The 18,808-nt window shown below is 43.6% G+C and carries 16 protein-coding genes; 11 read left to right on the top strand and 5 right to left on the bottom strand.

Going from position 1 to position 18,808, the window contains the following annotated elements:
• Positions 1-10: 10 nt before the first annotated feature.
• The gene (gene bcsQ, locus GXP65_RS22045) at positions 11-781 is read right to left on the bottom strand and encodes a cellulose biosynthesis protein BcsQ (protein WP_162093748.1); all 771 of its coding nucleotides are present in this window, start codon (positions 779-781) and stop codon (positions 11-13) included.
• A 677-nt stretch (positions 782-1,458) separates the two neighbouring features.
• Between bcsQ and bcsE the strand changes: the two genes are divergently transcribed.
• From bcsE to GXP65_RS22075, 6 genes are all read left to right on the top strand, one after another.
• Positions 1,459-3,042 (top strand): cellulose biosynthesis protein BcsE, encoded by a 1,584-nt coding sequence (bcsE, locus tag GXP65_RS22050; protein ID WP_162093749.1) that lies wholly within the window; start codon positions 1,459-1,461, stop codon positions 3,040-3,042.
• A 172-nt stretch (positions 3,043-3,214) separates the two neighbouring features.
• Complete coding sequence (gene bcsG, locus GXP65_RS22055) at positions 3,215-4,834, top strand: cellulose biosynthesis protein BcsG (RefSeq protein ID WP_162093750.1); 1,620 nt, start codon at positions 3,215-3,217, stop codon at positions 4,832-4,834.
• A gap of 176 nt (positions 4,835-5,010) precedes the next feature.
• The gene (locus GXP65_RS22060; protein ID WP_005425470.1) at positions 5,011-5,925 is read left to right on the top strand and encodes an SPFH domain-containing protein; all 915 of its coding nucleotides are present in this window, start codon (positions 5,011-5,013) and stop codon (positions 5,923-5,925) included.
• A gap of 9 nt (positions 5,926-5,934) precedes the next feature.
• Positions 5,935-6,396, top strand: a complete 462-nt coding sequence (locus GXP65_RS22065; RefSeq protein WP_005425424.1) for an NfeD family protein — start codon at positions 5,935-5,937, stop codon at positions 6,394-6,396.
• Between the two features lie 330 nt (positions 6,397-6,726).
• Positions 6,727-6,906: a hypothetical protein gene (locus GXP65_RS22070; RefSeq protein WP_162093751.1), complete on the top strand. Its 180-nt coding sequence runs from the start codon at positions 6,727-6,729 to the stop codon at positions 6,904-6,906.
• A gap of 200 nt (positions 6,907-7,106) precedes the next feature.
• Positions 7,107-7,295, top strand: a complete 189-nt coding sequence (locus tag GXP65_RS22075) for a hypothetical protein (protein ID WP_045377613.1) — start codon at positions 7,107-7,109, stop codon at positions 7,293-7,295.
• A 50-nt stretch (positions 7,296-7,345) separates the two neighbouring features.
• Here GXP65_RS22075 and GXP65_RS22080 read toward each other — a convergent pair whose 3' ends face one another.
• The 3 genes from GXP65_RS22080 to zipA all read right to left on the bottom strand — a co-directional run bounded on the left by GXP65_RS22080 (position 7,346) and on the right by zipA (position 12,227).
• The gene (locus tag GXP65_RS22080; protein WP_038892155.1) at positions 7,346-8,641 is read right to left on the bottom strand and encodes a hypothetical protein; all 1,296 of its coding nucleotides are present in this window, start codon (positions 8,639-8,641) and stop codon (positions 7,346-7,348) included.
• A 513-nt stretch (positions 8,642-9,154) separates the two neighbouring features.
• Positions 9,155-11,167 (bottom strand): NAD-dependent DNA ligase LigA, encoded by a 2,013-nt coding sequence (gene ligA / locus GXP65_RS22085; protein WP_162093752.1) that lies wholly within the window; start codon positions 11,165-11,167, stop codon positions 9,155-9,157.
• 88 nt (positions 11,168-11,255) lie between these two features.
• The gene (gene zipA, locus GXP65_RS22090) at positions 11,256-12,227 is read right to left on the bottom strand and encodes a cell division protein ZipA (protein ID WP_051118251.1); all 972 of its coding nucleotides are present in this window, start codon (positions 12,225-12,227) and stop codon (positions 11,256-11,258) included.
• A 250-nt stretch (positions 12,228-12,477) separates the two neighbouring features.
• Between zipA and cysZ the strand changes: the two genes are divergently transcribed.
• The 5 genes from cysZ (at position 12,478) to crr (ending at position 17,390) form a co-directional block, all read left to right on the top strand.
• Positions 12,478-13,221: a sulfate transporter CysZ gene (gene cysZ, locus GXP65_RS22095; protein WP_038892169.1), complete on the top strand. Its 744-nt coding sequence runs from the start codon at positions 12,478-12,480 to the stop codon at positions 13,219-13,221.
• Between the two features lie 165 nt (positions 13,222-13,386).
• Positions 13,387-14,355 (top strand): cysteine synthase A, encoded by a 969-nt coding sequence (cysK, locus tag GXP65_RS22100; protein WP_005534670.1) that lies wholly within the window; start codon positions 13,387-13,389, stop codon positions 14,353-14,355.
• Positions 14,356-14,653: 298 nt separating this feature from the next.
• Entirely contained in the window at positions 14,654-14,911 is a 258-nt protein-coding gene (locus tag GXP65_RS22105) for an HPr family phosphocarrier protein (RefSeq protein ID WP_005436894.1), read from the top strand.
• 139 nt (positions 14,912-15,050) lie between these two features.
• The gene (ptsI, locus tag GXP65_RS22110; RefSeq protein WP_010643347.1) at positions 15,051-16,775 is read left to right on the top strand and encodes a phosphoenolpyruvate-protein phosphotransferase PtsI; all 1,725 of its coding nucleotides are present in this window, start codon (positions 15,051-15,053) and stop codon (positions 16,773-16,775) included.
• A 105-nt stretch (positions 16,776-16,880) separates the two neighbouring features.
• Positions 16,881-17,390, top strand: a complete 510-nt coding sequence (gene crr, locus GXP65_RS22115) for a PTS glucose transporter subunit IIA (protein ID WP_005425608.1) — start codon at positions 16,881-16,883, stop codon at positions 17,388-17,390.
• A gap of 98 nt (positions 17,391-17,488) precedes the next feature.
• Here the strand turns inward: crr and GXP65_RS22120 are convergent, their stop codons facing one another.
• On the bottom strand, positions 17,489-18,613 hold the full coding sequence (locus GXP65_RS22120) for a flagellin (RefSeq protein ID WP_162093753.1): 1,125 nt from the start codon (positions 18,611-18,613) through the stop codon (positions 17,489-17,491).
• Positions 18,614-18,808 lie beyond the last annotated feature (195 nt).

Consider the following 18,808-nt stretch of genomic DNA (forward strand, 5'->3'; position numbering starts at 1 on the left):
CTACACCACCCTAGGCACTGGTTGCCGAGAGTGTAGACACACACCAAAACGCCAAGGACTGGTAATCTTTCGCTGCTTGGCTAATTGGAGAGTAATGCTGCACCGTGGTCAAGTTTGCAACGCACTCCGGCAGTGCCGTGTCTCTGTGCATCATCACAGGCACCAAAGCATCCCCTAACTCTTTTTTCAAAACCAGCATGAAGTCACGTCCAATTTCTGTTTCCGGTTGATACTTATTGAGGACAAATTTGAGTTTGCCCTGTTCAATCAACGCTTGAATACCATGCTGATGTTGAAATTGGTTTTTCAATACAGAGTAATTGATGGCATCTGCATTAAGTACAACCAAAACCATATCCATAGAAGCCATAAAGCCTGCTAGATTTGGCGCACTTAGATAAGACAAGTCACCATGAAATAACTGCCATTGCTCGCTCTCATCAATTTCGAGAGTGGCCTCAGCAAGCTGTTGGAGGGGATGGTGATGAGCGAGAGAAAACTGAGAATGCTGCTCATCATTTATTTGGCCAAACGGAAGGAAAGTCACGCCTTGAGGACTTTGATAGCCAGCCTCCATCCACGAGCCGCCATTGAGCTCTTGCTTAGCCCAACCATCTTGCTCTTCAGAGGGAAGGCCAAGGTGAAGACGCAGCAAGTTTTCAGGTAACGCATCTATCGCGAGAACCTGCTTGTTAATTTTGACTAAAGCTTGAGCTAAGTTTGCGGTCAGTGTTGTCGAGCCACAACCGCCTCTTAAGCTCACAAGAAGAAGGCGCTTCATATCGCTTCCGTTTTAAGACCTGCTTGATTCTTTCTGCTGCCCATTTTTGTCTCGCCAGTACACTGTGATTGAAAGATTAACCACTTACTTTTCACCTTGTGGTATGACTCATTTTCTGTTGTTTCAACATACTGGTGCTGAGCTAAGTTATATGAAGAGTAGATCGAATTAATATCTTTTGCTGGTTCTGTCACAACATATTTCCATATTTCTCGCACACTTACTCAGAAAATGGCGGGATTCCTGTCCTACACTTAAACTCTGATTAAGCCATACTGATGAAAATTTGACGCACTTATCCGTGCATCACATATTTACAGAATAATAAAAAATGCGAACAACCTAAGTCATTGATCACATGATTATTAAATTCCTAAGTGATGTTTGGCTTCAGAAACCGAAGTTATGAAGATATGTTGTAATTATCCATTTACGATATATAAACCATAGATATAGGCATACTTAGAACATATAGATTTCAGAATGCAGAACTTTTAGGTTTATAAACATCAAGGCAGATAATGCTATATCTATTTTTATTTTTGATCAATTTCGTTTAATATCTAAGCGTCATTTTCTTGTCACTAAGAATGCATTTTTTGTAAGGATTGGCATACAGCGGATTGTTAGCCATTAAAGCAAATGATATTAAACAACTGATATACAAGGTAAAGTTAATGTCATCAATACACGGTTTATCCGCGATTACAAGTGAGCGTGAGATTAAGTCTGTCTACGTCAATTTATTTTCCCACAAGCGTATGGCAATCGATTACCTAATAAATACAACATGCAATACTGGTAACAGTTCACTTACATCCTTCTCTGATAAAGCTTCTTTTCTTTCCGGTCTAAATGACAGCACATTACTTAAATTCAATAACTTATCTGCCGAAAATTTGGATAAGATTTTCTTTATCAGCAATAAGGCCTCAACAAAGAAGCCAAATCCGGTATTTCTAGCCAGAGACATTCACAGAATAAATATAGCCAAAAACTCACATTTTAATTTAATTATTCCGGACTCAATTTTAGTTCAATGCGAAGACAGTGATGTGAGATTGTTCCTACAGCAACTAAGCGCTTTATCTTATAAGAAAGAGTCTGTGGTCAATGTATATATTTATGGGCACCTTGCGACCTCAATACTAAAACCAAAGTTATTGACCAATAATCACTTTATCTCCGGTTTAGCCACCATGACGGCTTTAGATGACTCTCGTTACGGTTACCTCGTTGATTTTTGGTCAAATAAGCACGGCGTGAAGTCAGAAGAAGAGTACATCCTTACTCATGATAAAGCCGATAAGTTAATAGCGACACCGTATGAAAAAGTACAAGCATCGGAAGTCACCGAAGACAAAGCAGACAGTGAACGGATTTATATTTCCAGAGAGGCTATTGGCGAGAGCACTAACGTGCCAAAAGAAATGCACATTGCAGAAGACAATCAGAACCTGATAAGCATGCTAGACAGTCCGAGGGCATCAACGCTCATATTTAGCTGCGCGAGCCAAGACGAAGTACAACAGTTGGCATTGGATTGTTACCGTCTGAGAATGAAGGCGGGTCGTCAATTAAAAATCATCATCCGTGAAACACAGCAATGTCTGAGGTACGCCGACGAGAAGTTTCTTCTCCGTGCTGGGGTGAATTTAATCTCGCCTGTTCAAGTCCCACAAATGCGTTTTATGACTCAAGTGGAAGCTATACAGGGCCAGATGCTAACGCGCTCACTGCCACAAAATTTGGACGCCCTACTCAAATACGATGTTAAGTTTGGCAGTAAAGGCTACCTAAATAACCGAGACTTTGTTCAATATTGTACAGACGTTATCGCTAGCTCTACTCGATCTAATGTGAACTTCGCCCTCATCAAACTCAACTTATTACCAGGCATGAGCGCTGAAGAGTGCCTCAGATTGTGTCATATCCGCAGAGATGGTGACGTAGTGACAGCCTGCAATAAAGCGCTTTACGTTTTATTTAGTGCTATCCGTCACAACGATATTGAAGTTGCGCTCAACAATATATTTGAGTTCCCAACTCGAGACTTGTTTCACTCAACTCGTAGTTTTGAAACCCAGTATGACATTGAAAGTGAACTAAAATACATCATGGAAGACGAGGTCATTATCTCTGAGGAGGTCTCTAACCTAACCACAGAGAAGCAGATTTTTTCAGCATCAAAACAACCTTTAAATAACGTACCCGCTTTATTTGCTGTGAGGAAACCCATCAACCTGAAAGGGCAAGCATGAACATAAATGATTTTTTTCTCACTGTTGGCATTAGCCTTAGTGTAGGCCTGATTCTGGGCTACTTCTTGCGGGATATTGTCGGTGCGGTATATGACTTCTACCAGCGAAACCTAAAACGTTCGCGCTATTTTGAACAAGATCTGTCCATCAACAAAAATAAGAAGCTTAAGTGATGACTTCACATCCTAAACAAACTGCCCAGTTCACGATTGGATTGGGATGGTGGAACATTTATTTTATTGCCAAGGTCGCCCTTTATCTACAAGGGGTCATAGGCTTCCACCCGCTAGAAAACTTCGCACTACTGCTGTTTATTTTGCTCCCAGTGCCAGTAAAAGCGTTAAATACCCTCCGTCATGTGGTTGCGATTGTTATTGCAGCATGGTTGCTTCATTACGATTCATTTCTTCCACCACTCGATCGACTTTGGGCACAAGCTGGCCAGCTAATGCAATTTGAGTTTAGCTATCTTGTTGAACTCCTGGGCCGCTTCATCTCTGCTCAAGCGCTGCTAGGGCTGTTTGCGTTGTGTGCTGCTTATTACATCCTGAGTAAGTTTTTGCGCATTTCGGTGTTTGTTGTTATCGCGATGCTTTACGTCAGCGTTCCCAAAGATGCCGAGGGCCCTGTAACGGTTGAAGTAGCTCAACCTGCACCACCAGCCACGACTGACGTAGCAGAAACAACAAAACCGCAAATGACAGAAATCAACGACGACACGCTCAACAGCATGAAAGCAGATTTCTTTGCTAAAGAAGCGTCGCGACGCGTGTCATTTAACCCAGATAACACTCAAGACGCGCCATTTGACTTGCTGTTCTTGAGTATCTGTTCCGTAGCTTGGGATGATATTGAAATTGCTGGCTTGGCCGATCATCCGCTGTTCAAAGAATTCGACATCATGTTCGACAACTTCAGTGCCGCAACCTCCTACAGTGGCCCTGCTGTTATTCGACTATTAAGAGCAAGCTGTGGCCAGCAGGCACACAGCCAGCTATTTGCGCCCGCGCCCAAGCAATGTTATCTATTCGACGACTTAAAGGCCCTTGGCTTTCAAGAAAACTTACTGATGAACCACAACGGCGTATTCGATAGTTTCTTGGAGTTAATTAAGAAAGATGGCGATCTAAAAACCGACCTCATGTCACAAGCAGGATTCACGCCTTACCAAAAATCATTTGATGGTTCCTCTATCTTCCGTGATAAGCAAGTGCTTGATAACTGGTGGCAACAAAGGATAAAAAGCGATGATGAAAAAGTGGTTGCCTTATACAACTCTATTTCATTGCATGACGGAAACCGAATCATCAATGCCAACTCAACAACCTCAATGGTGAGTTATAAGAAACGACTTAAGAATCTACTTGATGATCTTTACGCCTTCTTTAAAGAGCTGGAAGCCTCTAAACGCAACATCGTGGTCGCATTAGTGCCAGAACATGGTGCGGGTATGCGAGGCGATAGAATGCAAATATCTGGCATGCGAGAGATCCCGGCTCCAACCATTGTACATACGCCAGTAGGTATTAAAGTTTTTGGCGAAGGGGTTCAGCGTCAAGGTGAAACTGAACACGTGAAAGCACCTTCAAGTTATTTAGCGCTATCACAACTGGTGTCAAATATTCTCGAGCAAAACATTTACGAGAAAAAGTCCTTTAATCCGAGCGACCTAGCCGAGAACTTACCTGAAACTCTAGTGGTTGCGCAGAACTCAGGTTCAACCGTTATCGAAGTCAATGGTAAGTACTACGTCTCGCTGGACGGCTCAAGTTGGATTGAATATCCGAAGTAAATAGTCAACGTAATAAACAATCTGCCTTAAGTAATGGGTGAGATTAAATAGCGAAAGGCCGGGAAAAACCGGCCTTTATTTTGTCTGGAATTTATCGAGCCTCTCATTTCTACGATTGTTTCATCAGCCTAAATGAGTAAAAATGAATCAACATTATGCACTTAAGGGAATAGCACATGCCAATTGACTCATTGATCACCATCGGTATTTTCGTTGCTCTAGCCGTTATCCTCCTCGCTTCTGCAGTAAAAACCGTTCCACAAGGCAACAACTGGACGGTCGAACGCTTTGGTCGTTACACCCATACCCTCAAGCCAGGCCTTAACCTCATCATTCCTTTTGTTGACCGTGTCGGACAAAAGGTCAATATGATGGAGCGTGTACTCGACATTCCAGCACAAGAAGTGATTTCGAAAGATAACGCCAATGTAGTCATTGACGCGGTAGGTTTTGTTCAAGTCATCGATGCCGCGAAAGCCGCTTATGAGGTTAACGACCTAGAACATGCGATTCGTAACCTAACCCTCACTAACATTCGTACCGTCCTTGGCTCAATGGAATTGGACGAGATGCTTAGCCAACGTGACATGATCAATACCAAACTGCTCTCTATTGTCGACCAAGCGACCAACCCTTGGGGCGTAAAAGTCACTCGTATTGAAATCAAAGATGTTCAACCACCAGCGGACCTAACAGCAGCAATGAACGCTCAGATGAAAGCAGAGCGTAACAAACGTGCGGAAATTCTCGAAGCTGAAGGGGTTCGCCAAGCTGAGATCTTACGTGCCGAAGGCCAAAAACAGTCAGAGATTTTAAAAGCGGAAGGTGAAAAGCAATCTGCTATCTTACACGCGGAGGCTCGTGAGCGCGCCGCACAAGCAGAAGCAAAGGCGACTTACATGGTATCGGAGGCAATCGCTAAAGGTGACGTAAAAGCCGTGAACTACTTTATAGCCCAAGGTTACACCGAAGCATTGAAGAGTATTGGCCAAGCTGAAAACGGCAAGATCATCATGCTGCCAATCGAAGCCACTGGGCTAATGGGCTCTGTCGCGGGTATCGCAGAAATGTTCAAACAAAGTAAAGACTAAGGTCTGCTTATGGATTTATTTAGCCTATTGGAAGGTGTCACCTTTTGGCATTGGATTGCGTTTGGTCTCGCGTTACTCGCAGTTGAATTGCTCGGGACAGCCGGCTACTTTTTATGGCTCGGCCTCTCTGCACTAATTGTGGGTGCTATCTTGTCTTTCTTACCGATTAGTTGGCAAATGCAATGGTTAGCATTTGCTGCTTTCAGCCTAGTGACAACTTGGCTTTGGTGGCGAAAACAATGGTCGAAGGATCGCAAAAGCGACAAAGCTCGCGACCTCAATCAAAAGCATAAACAATTGATCGGCAATATTGTCACTTTGGAAGAAGACTTCACTGTCGGCATGAACCGCTTAAGAGTTGCCGATACGACTTGGTCTGCCGAATCAGAGCACGACTTACCGGCAGGAACTCGAGTCGAGATTGTGGCTGTAGAGGGCATCATTCTCAAGATTAAGCCGGTTTCTCGCTGATTTGTGTCAAAATAATAGGGTGCAAAGCACCCTATTTCATATTTATTCTAACTACCTCTTTTATTTCATTGAGTTATTTAAATTATCCATAAAAATTAAGTAACAGAAATATTATCAACATCCTCTCTTTTTCATCCAATCTTCATTTATTAAAATTGAACAATTCAGACACATAGAAAAATATAACTCCTTTTTCGAAATCTAAATTTATTTTAAAAAATAAAACACTGTTGAATTTAATTTTGATCTTTCTAGGTCTCTATACATACTTAACGCATAAGCATGTCAATTAGGTGCTTATATTTTTTAAGGTAAGTAAGAGGAAGTACTATGAAAAAGACAATGATGTTACTCGCTGTCGTCTTGTTCTCATCGAGTGTGTTTGCCTACACAGGCTCTAACGGCAACAGCGCGACAGGACCTAACGTGCAATGCTACCTGCCAGATGGGACTAGCGATTACATGCCAATAGTCTTATGCCAACATCAAAATGGTAAGACTAAATACTGATAACAGCATTTAGTTGTCAGAGATTTGTCGTTAAATTTTTCTATTAATCAACAGCTTTAAATCAAATATTGGTTTAGAAATGAGAGTCATAAAATAATGAGCATTCATTAAGCACGTTTTAAATTTAGTAAGTAGTTACGTAGTTTCGAATGATTAAGATGGCTCATTTAGAAACGGACAATATTTATAGGAATTTTGTTATGAGATATATATTATCAATCGCGATATCAATTGTAGCCTTGTCATTTAACTCTGCTCACGCTTACAGTGGTGCAAATGGTAACCAAGGAAGAACTTTAGGCCCAGAAGTGCAATGCATGATTAAAAACGGCGATATTGTTTCTATGCCGGTAGAATATTGTAAGTTGTTAGAAGGGAAAGAAATGTAACAAAAAATGGCCTCATATTGAGGCCATTTTACTTTCAACAAGACTGTGTCTTAGAAGAAGTTGTGCGGTACGATAACTTGGAAACGGAAGTCAACGCGCTCGTAGTCAGAGCTGTCGTTCATGTCACGAGTTAAGTAAGTAGAGTGGAAACGCATTGTTGTGCCTTTCATTGCACCTGCTGGAAGCGTGTAGCCTACTGTACCGTTAACTGCGTATTCTGAATCGAAACCAACTTTGTCTTCAGAAATAGTTGATAGACCTAGACCAACGTAGCCGAACCAGCCACCACCGAAGTCAGTGCTTAGACGGTTGTACCATGCGATTTGAGTATCTTGGTTCCAGTCAGATAGTGCATCCCACCACTGGCTCCAAGTACCGTTGTTTGTACCGTAGCCACGAACTGTACGTGGAGTGAACTCTGCACTGTTCTCAGTGTGAGTGTAGCGAACTTGAGACATCCAGTTCATAGTGCCAACAGGCATTGTCAAAGACAGACCGTGGTGAGCACCCAAACCATCGTAGTCTACATCAGAGTTAACTGCGTAAAGGTCGTAAGCTAGTGCTGCATCGCCAACATTGAAATCAAACTGAGCTTTGTATGATGTGTTTGACTCATCCATTTTAGCTAGGTTTGCATGACCAACACCTAAGTTAAGACCAACACCACCTACTTTACCCGTCAAACCGATAGATTGTAGAAAATCAAAAGTACTGTCGTTTGACTTATTAACATTTGGATCTTGCTTAGATGTCATCCACCAAGGAGCAGTGTGGCCAGTTGACGCACCGTAACCTAGAGTAAAGCCACCAACATCAACGAATGCTTTACCGCCTTTGTAAGTACCTGGAACGAAAGACCATACGTTACCAATCGTACCAACACCCATTTGAGTTAGACCAAAGTCACCACGGAAGCTTTCGCCACCTTTAAATTTAACTGCAGCTTTAGTGATTTTAAGCGCACCGTTTTGAGACTCATCCTGAGCCCAACCGTCACACATTGAAATCTCTGAACAAGCACCGTTGTTGTACATTGAACCGCTGAAGTAACCACCAAGGTCGATACCTACTGAGTCATTGTGGTAACCAGAAGAAAAGTTTAGAGCAACGTTGTAATCTGTGTAGTTTAGGTTCTCTTCGTGATCAGCATCTACACCAATCTTATGAGAACGGTAACGCGTGTCTGTCACTGCAACCAAAGATAGTGTTGCACCATCAAGAAACTCAGAAAGAGCGTCTACATATTGGTCACCAGCAGCAGAGTCAGTTGCCGCCATTGCAGGAGCACTTGCAAGTGCGCCCATCATTGCTGCTGTAATAGCAGATACCTTGAAAAATTTGTCCATGGAAAAAAACTCCTAAAAATGGGTATAGCTGTATTTTTCTATCTCACCTTAAGTTGGCCGCCGAAGGGGAGAAGTAAATTCCTGAATAAACCTAAATCATCTCTAATTTAGTTATTTTTAGTTCCTGCATACACACCGTGTATCCACGCCATTAAGACTAACTTCGCATCTAAAAACATCCAAACGGAACTTATTTTTTTTCTAAAAAAATATGACCAACGCCAAAGTTCCATATAAGTTGTTGATCCAGATCTTATTTTTAACACCAAAGACACAATCAAACTGCAATCCCTTATTATTCAGCAACTTGAAGAGATTAGACAACGCTCAATTTGAAGTTGATCGCAGACTTTTTTGCTGTGAGAGATGAATAACTGAAGGAGAGATCCTGATCACTGAAATCAGTAAAAGGCGCATTGGATGGCTATTAAGTGACTTTTTAATTGCAAAGAAAAAGCCCTAAACGACTGGCATTTAGGGCTTTTAGTTATTTTTTAGCTTTTTTGATAGGCGTTATTTCATTAAGTTGAGCAAGTCTTGTTCAGTTTGAATCTCAATACCTAGCTCTTGTGCTTTTGCAAGCTTAGAACCAGCATTCTCACCAGCAAACAGAATGTCTGTTTTCTTCGATACACTACCCGTTACTTTCGCGCCTAGATTCTGTAATGCTTCTTTCGCTTCTGAGCGACCTAGTTGAGAAAGGGTGCCAGTTAATACAACCGTCTTGCCTTCCAATGGTAATTCAACACCTTCTTGTGGTGCTGCAATCTCTGGCCAGTTGATGCCTTGTGCTAGCAAGTCTTGAACAACGGCTTGGTTTTTCTCTTCACCAAAGAACGTCGTAATGTGTTTTGCTACGATCACACCAATGTCCTGAACTTCAATCAATTGCTCTTCTGTTGCTTGCTGAATTGCATCTAGGTTTTTGAAGTATTGTGCTAGGTTGGCCGCTGTCGCCTCCCCGACTTCACGAATACCCAGCGAGTACAAAAAGCGTGGCAACGTTGTGAGTTTTGATTTTTCAAGCGCATTAACAACGTTGGTTGCCGATTTAGGCCCCATACGCTCTAGTACTGTTAAGACACCCGCAGAAAGCTTGAATAAATCAGCTGGGGTTTCCACCATTTCGCGATCCACCAGCTGCTCAATCACCTTGTCGCCTAAGCCATCAACATCAAGAGCCTTACGAGACACAAAATGCTTCAGCGCTTCTTTACGTTGAGCCTGACAAACTAAACCTCCAGTACAACGTGTTACCGCCTCCCCTTCGATGCGCTCAACGTGAGAGCTACATACCGGACAAGCATTCGGGAAGACGATCTCGCGCGCAGTTTCTGGGCGACGCTCTTTGATAACAGACACCACTTGTGGAATCACATCACCAGCACGACGAATAACAACTTGGTCACCGACCATCACTTGCAAACGCTCAATCTCGTCTGCGTTATGAAGTGTCGCGTTAGAGACCGTTACACCGCCAACAAATATTGGTTCAAGCTTGGCTACTGGAGTAATCGCGCCAGTACGACCAACCTGGAACTCGACTTCGTTCAGTGTGGTGATTTCTTCCTGAGCCGGGAATTTGTAGGCAATCGCCCAACGAGGAGCACGAGCAACAAAACCTAAACGCTCTTGAATCGCAATGTCGTCCACTTTGATAACGACACCGTCAATTTCGTAAGCCAAAGCTTCACGGCGAGTAAGAATATCTTGGTAGTACGCTTTAACCTCTTCCAAGCTATCGACTCGCTTGGTTTCTGGACACATTGGCAAGCCCCACGATTTGATTTGTAAGAATCGTTCGTAGTGACTGTTAGCAAGAGTTGCCCCCTCCACAACGCCAACACTGTATGCATAAAAGCTTAGAGGACGTGAAGCCGTGATACGAGAATCTAATTGACGTAGGCTACCTGCTGCCGCATTGCGTGGGTTAACAAAAACTTTCTCGCCTTTTTTTCGTGCGTTCTCGTTAAGTTTGTCAAAACCGGCTTTTGGCATGAATACTTCACCGCGCACTTCTAGACGCGTCGGCCAGTCTTTACCTTGTAACTTTAATGGAATAGCACTGATGGTTCGTACGTTCTCAGTGATGTTTTCACCCGTCGTACCGTCACCACGAGTCGCAGCTTGCACCAATACACCATTTTCATACAGTAAGCTCACGGCCAAGCCATCAAGCTTAGGCTCGCAACAGTATTGTTTAATGGTATGGCCAACGACACGGTCTTGAGCTCGTTTATGAAAGCCATCTAGCTCTGCATCATCAAAAGCGTTGTCTAATGACAGCATTGGCACTTCGTGAGTAACTTGGCTGAATTCAGACAATGGCTGCCCACCAACACGTTGGCTTGGAGAATCAACAGTAACCAGTTCTGGGTGTTCGGCTTCAATATCCAATAGTTCACGCATCATACGGTCGTATTCTGCATCTGGAATCTCTGGGTTATCTTCCACGTAGTAACGAACAGCGTGGTAATGCAGCGACTCTTTTAGTTCTTCTAGTCGCTGAAGTACTGATTCAGACATATTAAAGCCCCGTGTATATTCATCAATGAGGTTGGGAATCTAAGAAAAAAGGCTCCTAACGGAGCCCTTTCATTATTTGGTGTTAAGGTTATGCGTTAGCAGCATTAAACTCAACTATTTGACGTCGATATGATGCTAATCGATCTGGTGTCATCAAGTTTCGTTGATCATCCAGAACGTTACCGCCCATATCGTCAGCGATTTGTTGCGCAATGCGCAGCATTAGGTTGAAGTTTTGGTCTGCTTCACCGTAGCAAGGTAGCGTCATGAAGAACGAAATACCTTTGGTGCTAAATTCTGCTGGGTCGCCATGCTCTAGCGTACCTGGTTGCATCATATTGGCTACGCTGAATAGCACTTTGCCGTTACCAGACAAATCTACATGACGATGGAAAATGTTCATCTCGCCATAAATGAGGCCATTTTGTTGCATGCTGTCGAATAATTGAGTGCCCACAAAAGGCTCATCGCCAGCGCAGTGGACGTTCAATACAATCACTTGCATTTCTGGTTCAGGCTTCGGTTCTTCGACAACCGGATCAACGACCACTGGTGCAACTTCCACTTCTGGCGCTTGCGCTGCTAAAGGAGCTTCAAACACTGGCTGGAGAGTTTCTTCCACAACTTCTGCGACTTCTTCTTTTTCAGCAAAAGCCTTCGCAGGTTCTTGTAGTACCGGTTCGACTTGCTCGTCATCCGTCTTCGTCGCAACAAACGCTGGAATCTCTTGCTCTTCTCTCTGCTCTTTGTCTTCTTTTGCCTCAAGGACATCATCGATCAGAGGATCAGACGAGAATTTGTTATCGAATGAATTTTCCATCCCAAAATCTGGCTCTTTGCGATCTTTACGAATGATTTCAAAATCATCTTCTGGAGCAGGAGCAAAATCGCGCTCTTGTTCAGGAGTGTCTTTATCCTCTTGGTCAACGTCCAACTTGCCAAGTGGCTTGTTACCAAATTTTGCTTTGCCTTCTTTTTTGCTTGTCCACAAACCATGAAACAGCAACGCGGCGATGGCTAATGCGCCAACAACAATGAGTACGAATCGCAATTCCTGCATTATTTACTCTCAATCTACTTGTTCTTACTACTCGCACATCCTTGAGCAGCAACCCAAGTGCAATAAATCCGAATGATGCTTTTACTTTACCAAAACTATATGTAGGTTTAGAACAACTTAATGCAAGAAGTTCCGCTTTTTGTTGTGATTCTTGCCACGATTCCACTTTACAAGACCTAAATTGTTAGGGCATTGAAAGAAAAGCATCCACAGGTACAATGAGTTTTCACTTACACGAAGCAAAATGGATATGAAGTCGAATAATCAGCCTAGAACCGGATTCGGTTACTTCCTATATGGAATTCAAATAGCACTTTCTCCAGAGATACGTCGCTTTGTCGTCTTGCCACTGCTTGCCAACATCTTGCTTGTTGGTGGTGCTATCTTCTATTTATTCTCTCATCTCGATGTTTGGATCGAGAGTTGGATTGGCAAATTGCCTGAGTTCCTCTCATGGCTCACCTACATCTTGTGGCCAATTTTGGTGTTGACCATTCTTGCCACCTTCTCTTACTTCTTCAGCACATTGGCGAACTTCATCGCCGCACCATTTAATGGTTTGTTGGCTGAAAAGGTCGAAGAGTCCCTCACTGGACAAAAAGTCAATGACGATGGCTTTGCAGCTTTGATTAAAGATGTGCCTCGAGTCATGGCCCGAGAATGGCGCAAGCTGCTATATGTGTTACCAAAGGCGATAGGTTTATTTTTGCTGCTACTCATCCCAGCATTAGGCCAAACCGTTGGGCCTTTCTTGTGGTTCATCTTCACTGCGTGGATGTTGGCAATTCAGTACTGTGACTATCCATTTGATAACCATAAAGTGCCTTTCAATGACATGCGTTACAAATTGAAACAAAAGCAAGGTAAGGCATACGGCTTCGGTGTACTGGTTTCTGTCTTTACGACCATTCCAATTCTTAACCTCATTGTGATGCCAGTTGCAGTATGTGGTGCGACAGCCATGTGGGTGACAGAATTTAAACATCAACAGTAGCCCACTTTTAAACCTATTCAGGGAAGGCAGAATCAGCCTTCCCTTTTATTTTGCTCATTTCTCGACCAACCTCATAAGATATAACTTTTTAATCCTTTTCCCTTTTTTTTATACCGCATATTCTTCTAACCATATTCACAAAACGTGTAATGAAGGAACATCACTATGAGCAAGATCTACGAAGACAACTCTCTTACCATTGGTAACACGCCACTCGTTCGCCTAAACAAAGTGAGCAACGGTAAAGTTCTAGCGAAAATCGAAGCGCGTAACCCAAGCTTCAGTGTTAAATGTCGTATCGGCGCGAACATGATTTGGGAAGCAGAAAAAGCGGGAACGCTTAAGCCAGGCGTTGAGCTAGTTGAACCAACAAGTGGTAACACAGGTGTTGCGCTTGCATTCGTAGCAGCAGCTCGCGGTTACAAGCTAACACTGACTATGCCTGAGTCTATGAGTCTTGAACGTCGCAAACTTCTTAAAGCACTAGGTGCAAACCTAGAACTAACAGAAGCAGCAAAAGGCATGAAAGGCGCGATCGCGAAAGCAGAAGAAATCGTTGCAAGCAACCCAGACAAATACCTTCTTCTACAACAGTTCAACAACCCTGCTAATCCAGAGATTCACGAAAAGACGACTGGTCCAGAAATTTGGGACGCAACTGACGGCGAAATCGATGTATTCGTAGCGGGTGTCGGTACGGGCGGTACGATCACAGGTACAAGCCGTTACATCAAAGGCGAAAAAGGCAAAGCCATCACTTCTGTGGCAGTAGAGCCAGCTGAATCACCAGTGATTGCACAAGCGCTAGCGGGTGAAGAAATCCAGCCAGCACCACACAAAATCCAAGGTATTGGCGCAGGTTTCATCCCTGGCAACCTAGATTTGGAACTTCTTGACCGCGTTGAGCAAGTCACTTCTGAAGAAGCGATCGAGATGGCTCGTCGCCTAATGGAAGAGGAAGGCATCCTAGCAGGTATCTCTTCGGGCGCCGCCGTTGTTGCAGCAAACCGTCTTGCAGAACTCCCTGAATTTGCAGGAAAAACTATCGTAACCGTTCTACCAAGCTCTGGTGAACGTTACCTAAGTACAGCGCTATTTGCGGGTATCTTTACCGAGAAAGAGAACCAACAGTAATATGTGGTCAAATCAATTTTTCGTTTAAAAAAGCCCCGTTCAGGGGCTTTTTTGTTGATCCCTGCCCCACCTTTGGTAATATCAGGGTGTTTTATTTTTAGGTTCAAAATAAAGAATCTAAACCAAAAAGGTTTCAGTGTGATTACGCACGCAAACAGTTGCGTAATGACCAAACTTTTGACTAGTATCAGTTCTGACACGCTTTGAACTCTCCCGTGCTAGCGCACAAGGTGTAAAGCAGTTAAGCTAAAACTTAGTCATAAACTAACAAAAAAATACATTTATTGGGGTATATCACATGTACGAGAAGCAAGTAGAAATCACAGCAGAAAACGGTCTTCACACTCGTCCAGCTGCACAGTTCGTTAAAGAAGCTAAAGCATTCGACGCGGACATCACTGTGACTTCTAACGGTAAAAGCGCTAGCGCTAAGAGCCTATTCAAGCTGCAAACACTAGGCCTAGTAAAAGGTACTCTAGTAACTATCTCTGCTGAAGGCCCACAAGCTCAGCAAGCAGTTGACCACCTAGTTGCTCTAATGGACCAACTACACTAATTCGGTCTCCTATTTCAGAAGCCATTTTGTGAAAGCAAAATGGCTTCGTTGGAAATAGGCTCAAAACTAAGCTAATACTATTCGTTAGCGCACCCATTATTCTCCCGTTTTATAAAGTTGACCAACTTAAGGTAAGGCTATGATTTCAGGCATCCTAGCATCTCCTGGTATTGCAATCGGTAAAGCACTACTACTTCAAGAAGATGAAATTGTCCTAAACACAAACACTATTTCTGATGATCAAGTAGAAGCAGAAGTTGCACGTTTCTTTGACGCTCGTAACAAATCTGCAGCTCAGCTAGAAACTATCAAGCAAAAAGCGCTTGAAACTTTTGGCGAAGAAAAAGAAGCGATCTTTGAAGGTCACATCATGCTTCTTGAAGACGAAGAGCTAGAAGAGGAAATCCTAGCACTTATCAAAAACGACAAGATGACTGCTGATCACGCGATTCACTCAGTGATCGAAGAGCAAGCATGCGCTCTTGAGTCTCTAGACGACGAATACCTGAAAGAACGTGCAACTGACATCCGTGATATCGGTTCTCGTTTTGTTAAGAACGCACTAGGTATCAACATCGTTTCTCTAAGCGATATCGATCAAGAAGTTATCCTAGTAGCTTACGACCTAACACCATCTGAAACAGCGCAAATTAATCTAGACTACGTTCTTGGTTTCGCTTGTGACATCGGTGGTCGTACTTCTCACACTTCAATCATGGCTCGCTCTCTTGAGCTTCCAGCTATCGTTGGTACTAACGACATCACTAAGCAAGTTAAGAACGGCGACATGCTGATTCTTGATGCGATGAACAACAAAATCGTTATCAACCCATCTGACGCTGAACTAGAAGAAGCAAAAGCAGTTAAAGCTGCATTCCTTGCTGAGAAAGAAGAGCTAGCTAAGCTAAAAGACCTACACGCAGAAACAACTGACGGTCACCGCGTAGAAGTTTGCGGTAACATCGGTACTGTTAAAGACTGTGACGGTATCATCCGTAACGGTGGTGAAGGTGTTGGTCTGTACCGTACTGAATTCCTATTCATGGACCGTGATGCACTTCCAACTGAAGAAGAGCAATACCAAGCTTACAAAGAAGTTGCTGAAGCAATGAACGGCGAAGCTGTGATCATCCGTACTATGGATATCGGCGGCGACAAAGATCTTCCTTACATGGATCTTCCAAAAGAGATGAACCCGTTCCTAGGCTGGCGTGCAGTACGTATCAGCTTGGATCGTCGTGAAATCCTACGTGACCAGCTACGTGGTATCCTACGTGCATCTGCACACGGTAAACTACGTATCATGTTCCCAATGATCATCTCTGTTGAAGAAATCCGTGAGCTTAAGCAAGCAATCGAAGAGTACAAAGCAGAACTACGCGCTGAAGGTCATGCATTCGACGAAAACATCGAAATCGGTGTAATGGTTGAGACTCCAGCTGCAGCAGCTATCGCGCACCACCTAGCGAAGGAAGTTGCTTTCTTCTCTATCGGTACAAACGACCTAACTCAGTACACACTAGCGGTTGACCGTGGTAACGAGATGATTTCTCACCTATACAACCCACTATCACCAGCTGTACTTACTGTGATCAAGCAAGTTATCGACGCTTCTCACGCTGAAGGTAAGTGGACTGGTATGTGTGGTGAGCTAGCTGGTGATGAGCGTGCAACACTTCTACTTCTAGGTATGGGTCTGGACGAATTCTCTATGAGCGGCATCTCTATCCCTAAAGTGAAGAAAGTTATCCGTAACTCTAACTTCGCAGAAGTGAAAGCAATGGCTGAAGAAGCACTTTCTCTACCAACAGCAGCAGAAATCGAAGCAGTTGTAGAAAAGTTCATTGCAGAGAAAACTCAATAATCAACTAATTCCAATGAGATAGGCGCTCAAAAAAAGTCGTCTATCTCGAAAGATTGGTATACTATAATTCGACAGAATTAAATAAAACGTTAGGAGCATGACACAATGGGTCTGTTTGACAAACTTAAGAAGCTAGTATCTGACGACAGCGCTGACGCAGGTGCAATCGAAATCATCGCACCACTTTCTGGTGAGATCGTGAACATCGAAGATGTGCCAGATGTTGTTTTCGCTGAGAAAATCGTTGGTGATGGTATTGCTATCAAACCTGCTGGTAACAAAATGGTAGCTCCTGTAAACGGTACTATCGGTAAGATCTTCGAAACGAACCACGCGTTCTCTATCGAGTCTGACGACGGTGTTGAGCTATTCGTTCACTTCGGTATCGACACTGTTGAACTGAAAGGCGAAGGCTTCAAGCGTATCGCAGAAGAAGGTCAAACTGTTAAAGCTGGCGACACTGTAATTGAATTCGATCTAGCTCTTCTAGAAGAGAAAGCGAAATCAACGCTAACTCCAGTTGTTATCTCTAACATGGACGAAATCAAAGAGCTGAACAAGCTTTCTGGTTCTGTAACTGTTGGTGAAACTCCAGTTCTACGTGTAACTAAGTAATTTTTACTTAGCCGAACACGAAAAAAACGCTGCCAATGGCAGCGTTTTTTATTACCTGAAACTTTTGTTCTTGAGCGATGTTCATCGCTGCAACCTATTCAACTAAGTAAGCCAAGTGCCGAGCTCGGTCTCTGCTTCGCTTGGGCTAACAATGCGGTAGTTGCATCTTGCAGTACTTGTGAACGCACCATCTCCGTCGATTCTCGCGCAAAATCCGTATCTCGTATCCGCCCTTTTGATTCGGTCACACTTCGGTTCACCGTGTTAAGGTTATCCATGGTGCCACTCACCCGGTTTTGGAAGCCGCCTATTTCACTTCGATGTGAGTCAACGTACTTAATCGCGGCATCAATCACCCCAATTGACAGCTGTGCACCACCAGCAGTCGACATATCGATATCGTCCATGGTGACTAACCCACCAGCAGTAACGTCAAGCTCATCCGCTAAACTGCCCTTTAGTTCCACACCCTCTGGCGCATTCAGCGTTGAAGCAAAAAATTGCAGCTCGTTGTTTTCCGTTACTGAGGCACTCGCTATCGATTGCTGCGCATTGATGTAAGTGGCAACTTGCTCGATGCGGTCTCCTAGTTTGAGCCTAATAGATTCAGTTTGAGATTGCCCTTTGCTGTCTTGATATTCAAGTTTGAGGGTTTGATTATCTTTAGTGACTCGCCAGTCTTTATCGACCGCATCACCAACATAATGCTGTCCTCCCATCTCTGGAATATGGCTACGCATGTTTCGTAGCGTCAAAGAGATTGAGTTGGCATTCGCGCCAATATGGAAGCTTTGTGAACCGTAAGCTCCATCAAATAGGTTTTTATCTGCAAATGTCGTCGTGATCGCGACACGATCTAGCTCATCTTGCAGCGCTACAACCTCGGACTGAATACTTTGCCGGTCACTTGAATCATTGCTGCCATTTGCTGCTTGCAGCCCTAGAGAGCGTAAGCGTTGCAATATATCGCTACTCTCATGCAAAGCGCCTTCTGCGGTTTGTGCCACCGAATATGCGTCGTGCGCATTTCTCAAGGCGACATCAAGCCCTCTTGTTTGAACATTAAGAGTATTGGAGATCTGTAGACCAGCAGCGTCATCACTGGCGGAGTTAATCCGATACCCCGAAGTGAGATTGCGCTGCGATTCTATGTTTTGCTCAGCTGCGTGACCGAGGTGTCGCTGCGTCATCATCGCAGTGACATTGGTATTTAAAGAGACCATCTAATCGATACGAACTCCTTGTTCCCGTCCTGTACGGTGTACCTAATGCGTGATTTGAATAAGCAAAAAGCCAGGGGTTAGCCTGGCTTTTGTATCACGTCGATTAGGTTTATTAACCTAGTAGGCTTAGCGCTGAGTTTGGCGCTTGTTTCGCTTGCGCAAGGATAGAACTTGACGCTTGCGATAGAATTTGTG

The sequence above is a fragment of the Vibrio sp. LB10LO1 genome, assembly GCF_010092875.1.
GTDB lineage: Bacteria > Pseudomonadota > Gammaproteobacteria > Enterobacterales > Vibrionaceae > Vibrio > Vibrio campbellii.

Bases quoted from the DNA above. Each gene is read 5' to 3' on its own strand.
- crr (WP_005425608.1), top strand. From the start codon at position 16,881: ATGGGTCTGTTTGACAAACTTAAGAAGCTAGTATCTGACGACAGCGCT.
- GXP65_RS22120 (WP_162093753.1), bottom strand. From the start codon at position 18,613: ATGGTCTCTTTAAATACCAATGTCACTGCGATGATGACGCAGCGACAC.
- GXP65_RS22060 (WP_005425470.1), top strand. From the start codon at position 5,011: ATGCCAATTGACTCATTGATCACCATCGGTATTTTCGTTGCTCTAGCC.
- GXP65_RS22105 (WP_005436894.1), top strand. From the start codon at position 14,654: ATGTACGAGAAGCAAGTAGAAATCACAGCAGAAAACGGTCTTCACACT.
- GXP65_RS22080 (WP_038892155.1), bottom strand. From the start codon at position 8,641: ATGGACAAATTTTTCAAGGTATCTGCTATTACAGCAGCAATGATGGGC.
- GXP65_RS22075 (WP_045377613.1), top strand. From the start codon at position 7,107: ATGAGATATATATTATCAATCGCGATATCAATTGTAGCCTTGTCATTT.
- zipA (WP_051118251.1), bottom strand. From the start codon at position 12,227: ATGCAGGAATTGCGATTCGTACTCATTGTTGTTGGCGCATTAGCCATC.
- bcsQ (WP_162093748.1), bottom strand. From the start codon at position 781: ATGAAGCGCCTTCTTCTTGTGAGCTTAAGAGGCGGTTGTGGCTCGACA.
- cysK (WP_005534670.1), top strand. From the start codon at position 13,387: ATGAGCAAGATCTACGAAGACAACTCTCTTACCATTGGTAACACGCCA.
- GXP65_RS22065 (WP_005425424.1), top strand. From the start codon at position 5,935: ATGGATTTATTTAGCCTATTGGAAGGTGTCACCTTTTGGCATTGGATT.
- ptsI (WP_010643347.1), top strand. From the start codon at position 15,051: ATGATTTCAGGCATCCTAGCATCTCCTGGTATTGCAATCGGTAAAGCA.
- bcsE (WP_162093749.1), top strand. From the start codon at position 1,459: ATGTCATCAATACACGGTTTATCCGCGATTACAAGTGAGCGTGAGATT.
- cysZ (WP_038892169.1), top strand. From the start codon at position 12,478: ATGAAGTCGAATAATCAGCCTAGAACCGGATTCGGTTACTTCCTATAT.
- GXP65_RS22070 (WP_162093751.1), top strand. From the start codon at position 6,727: ATGAAAAAGACAATGATGTTACTCGCTGTCGTCTTGTTCTCATCGAGT.
- bcsG (WP_162093750.1), top strand. From the start codon at position 3,215: ATGACTTCACATCCTAAACAAACTGCCCAGTTCACGATTGGATTGGGA.
- ligA (WP_162093752.1), bottom strand. From the start codon at position 11,167: ATGTCTGAATCAGTACTTCAGCGACTAGAAGAACTAAAAGAGTCGCTG.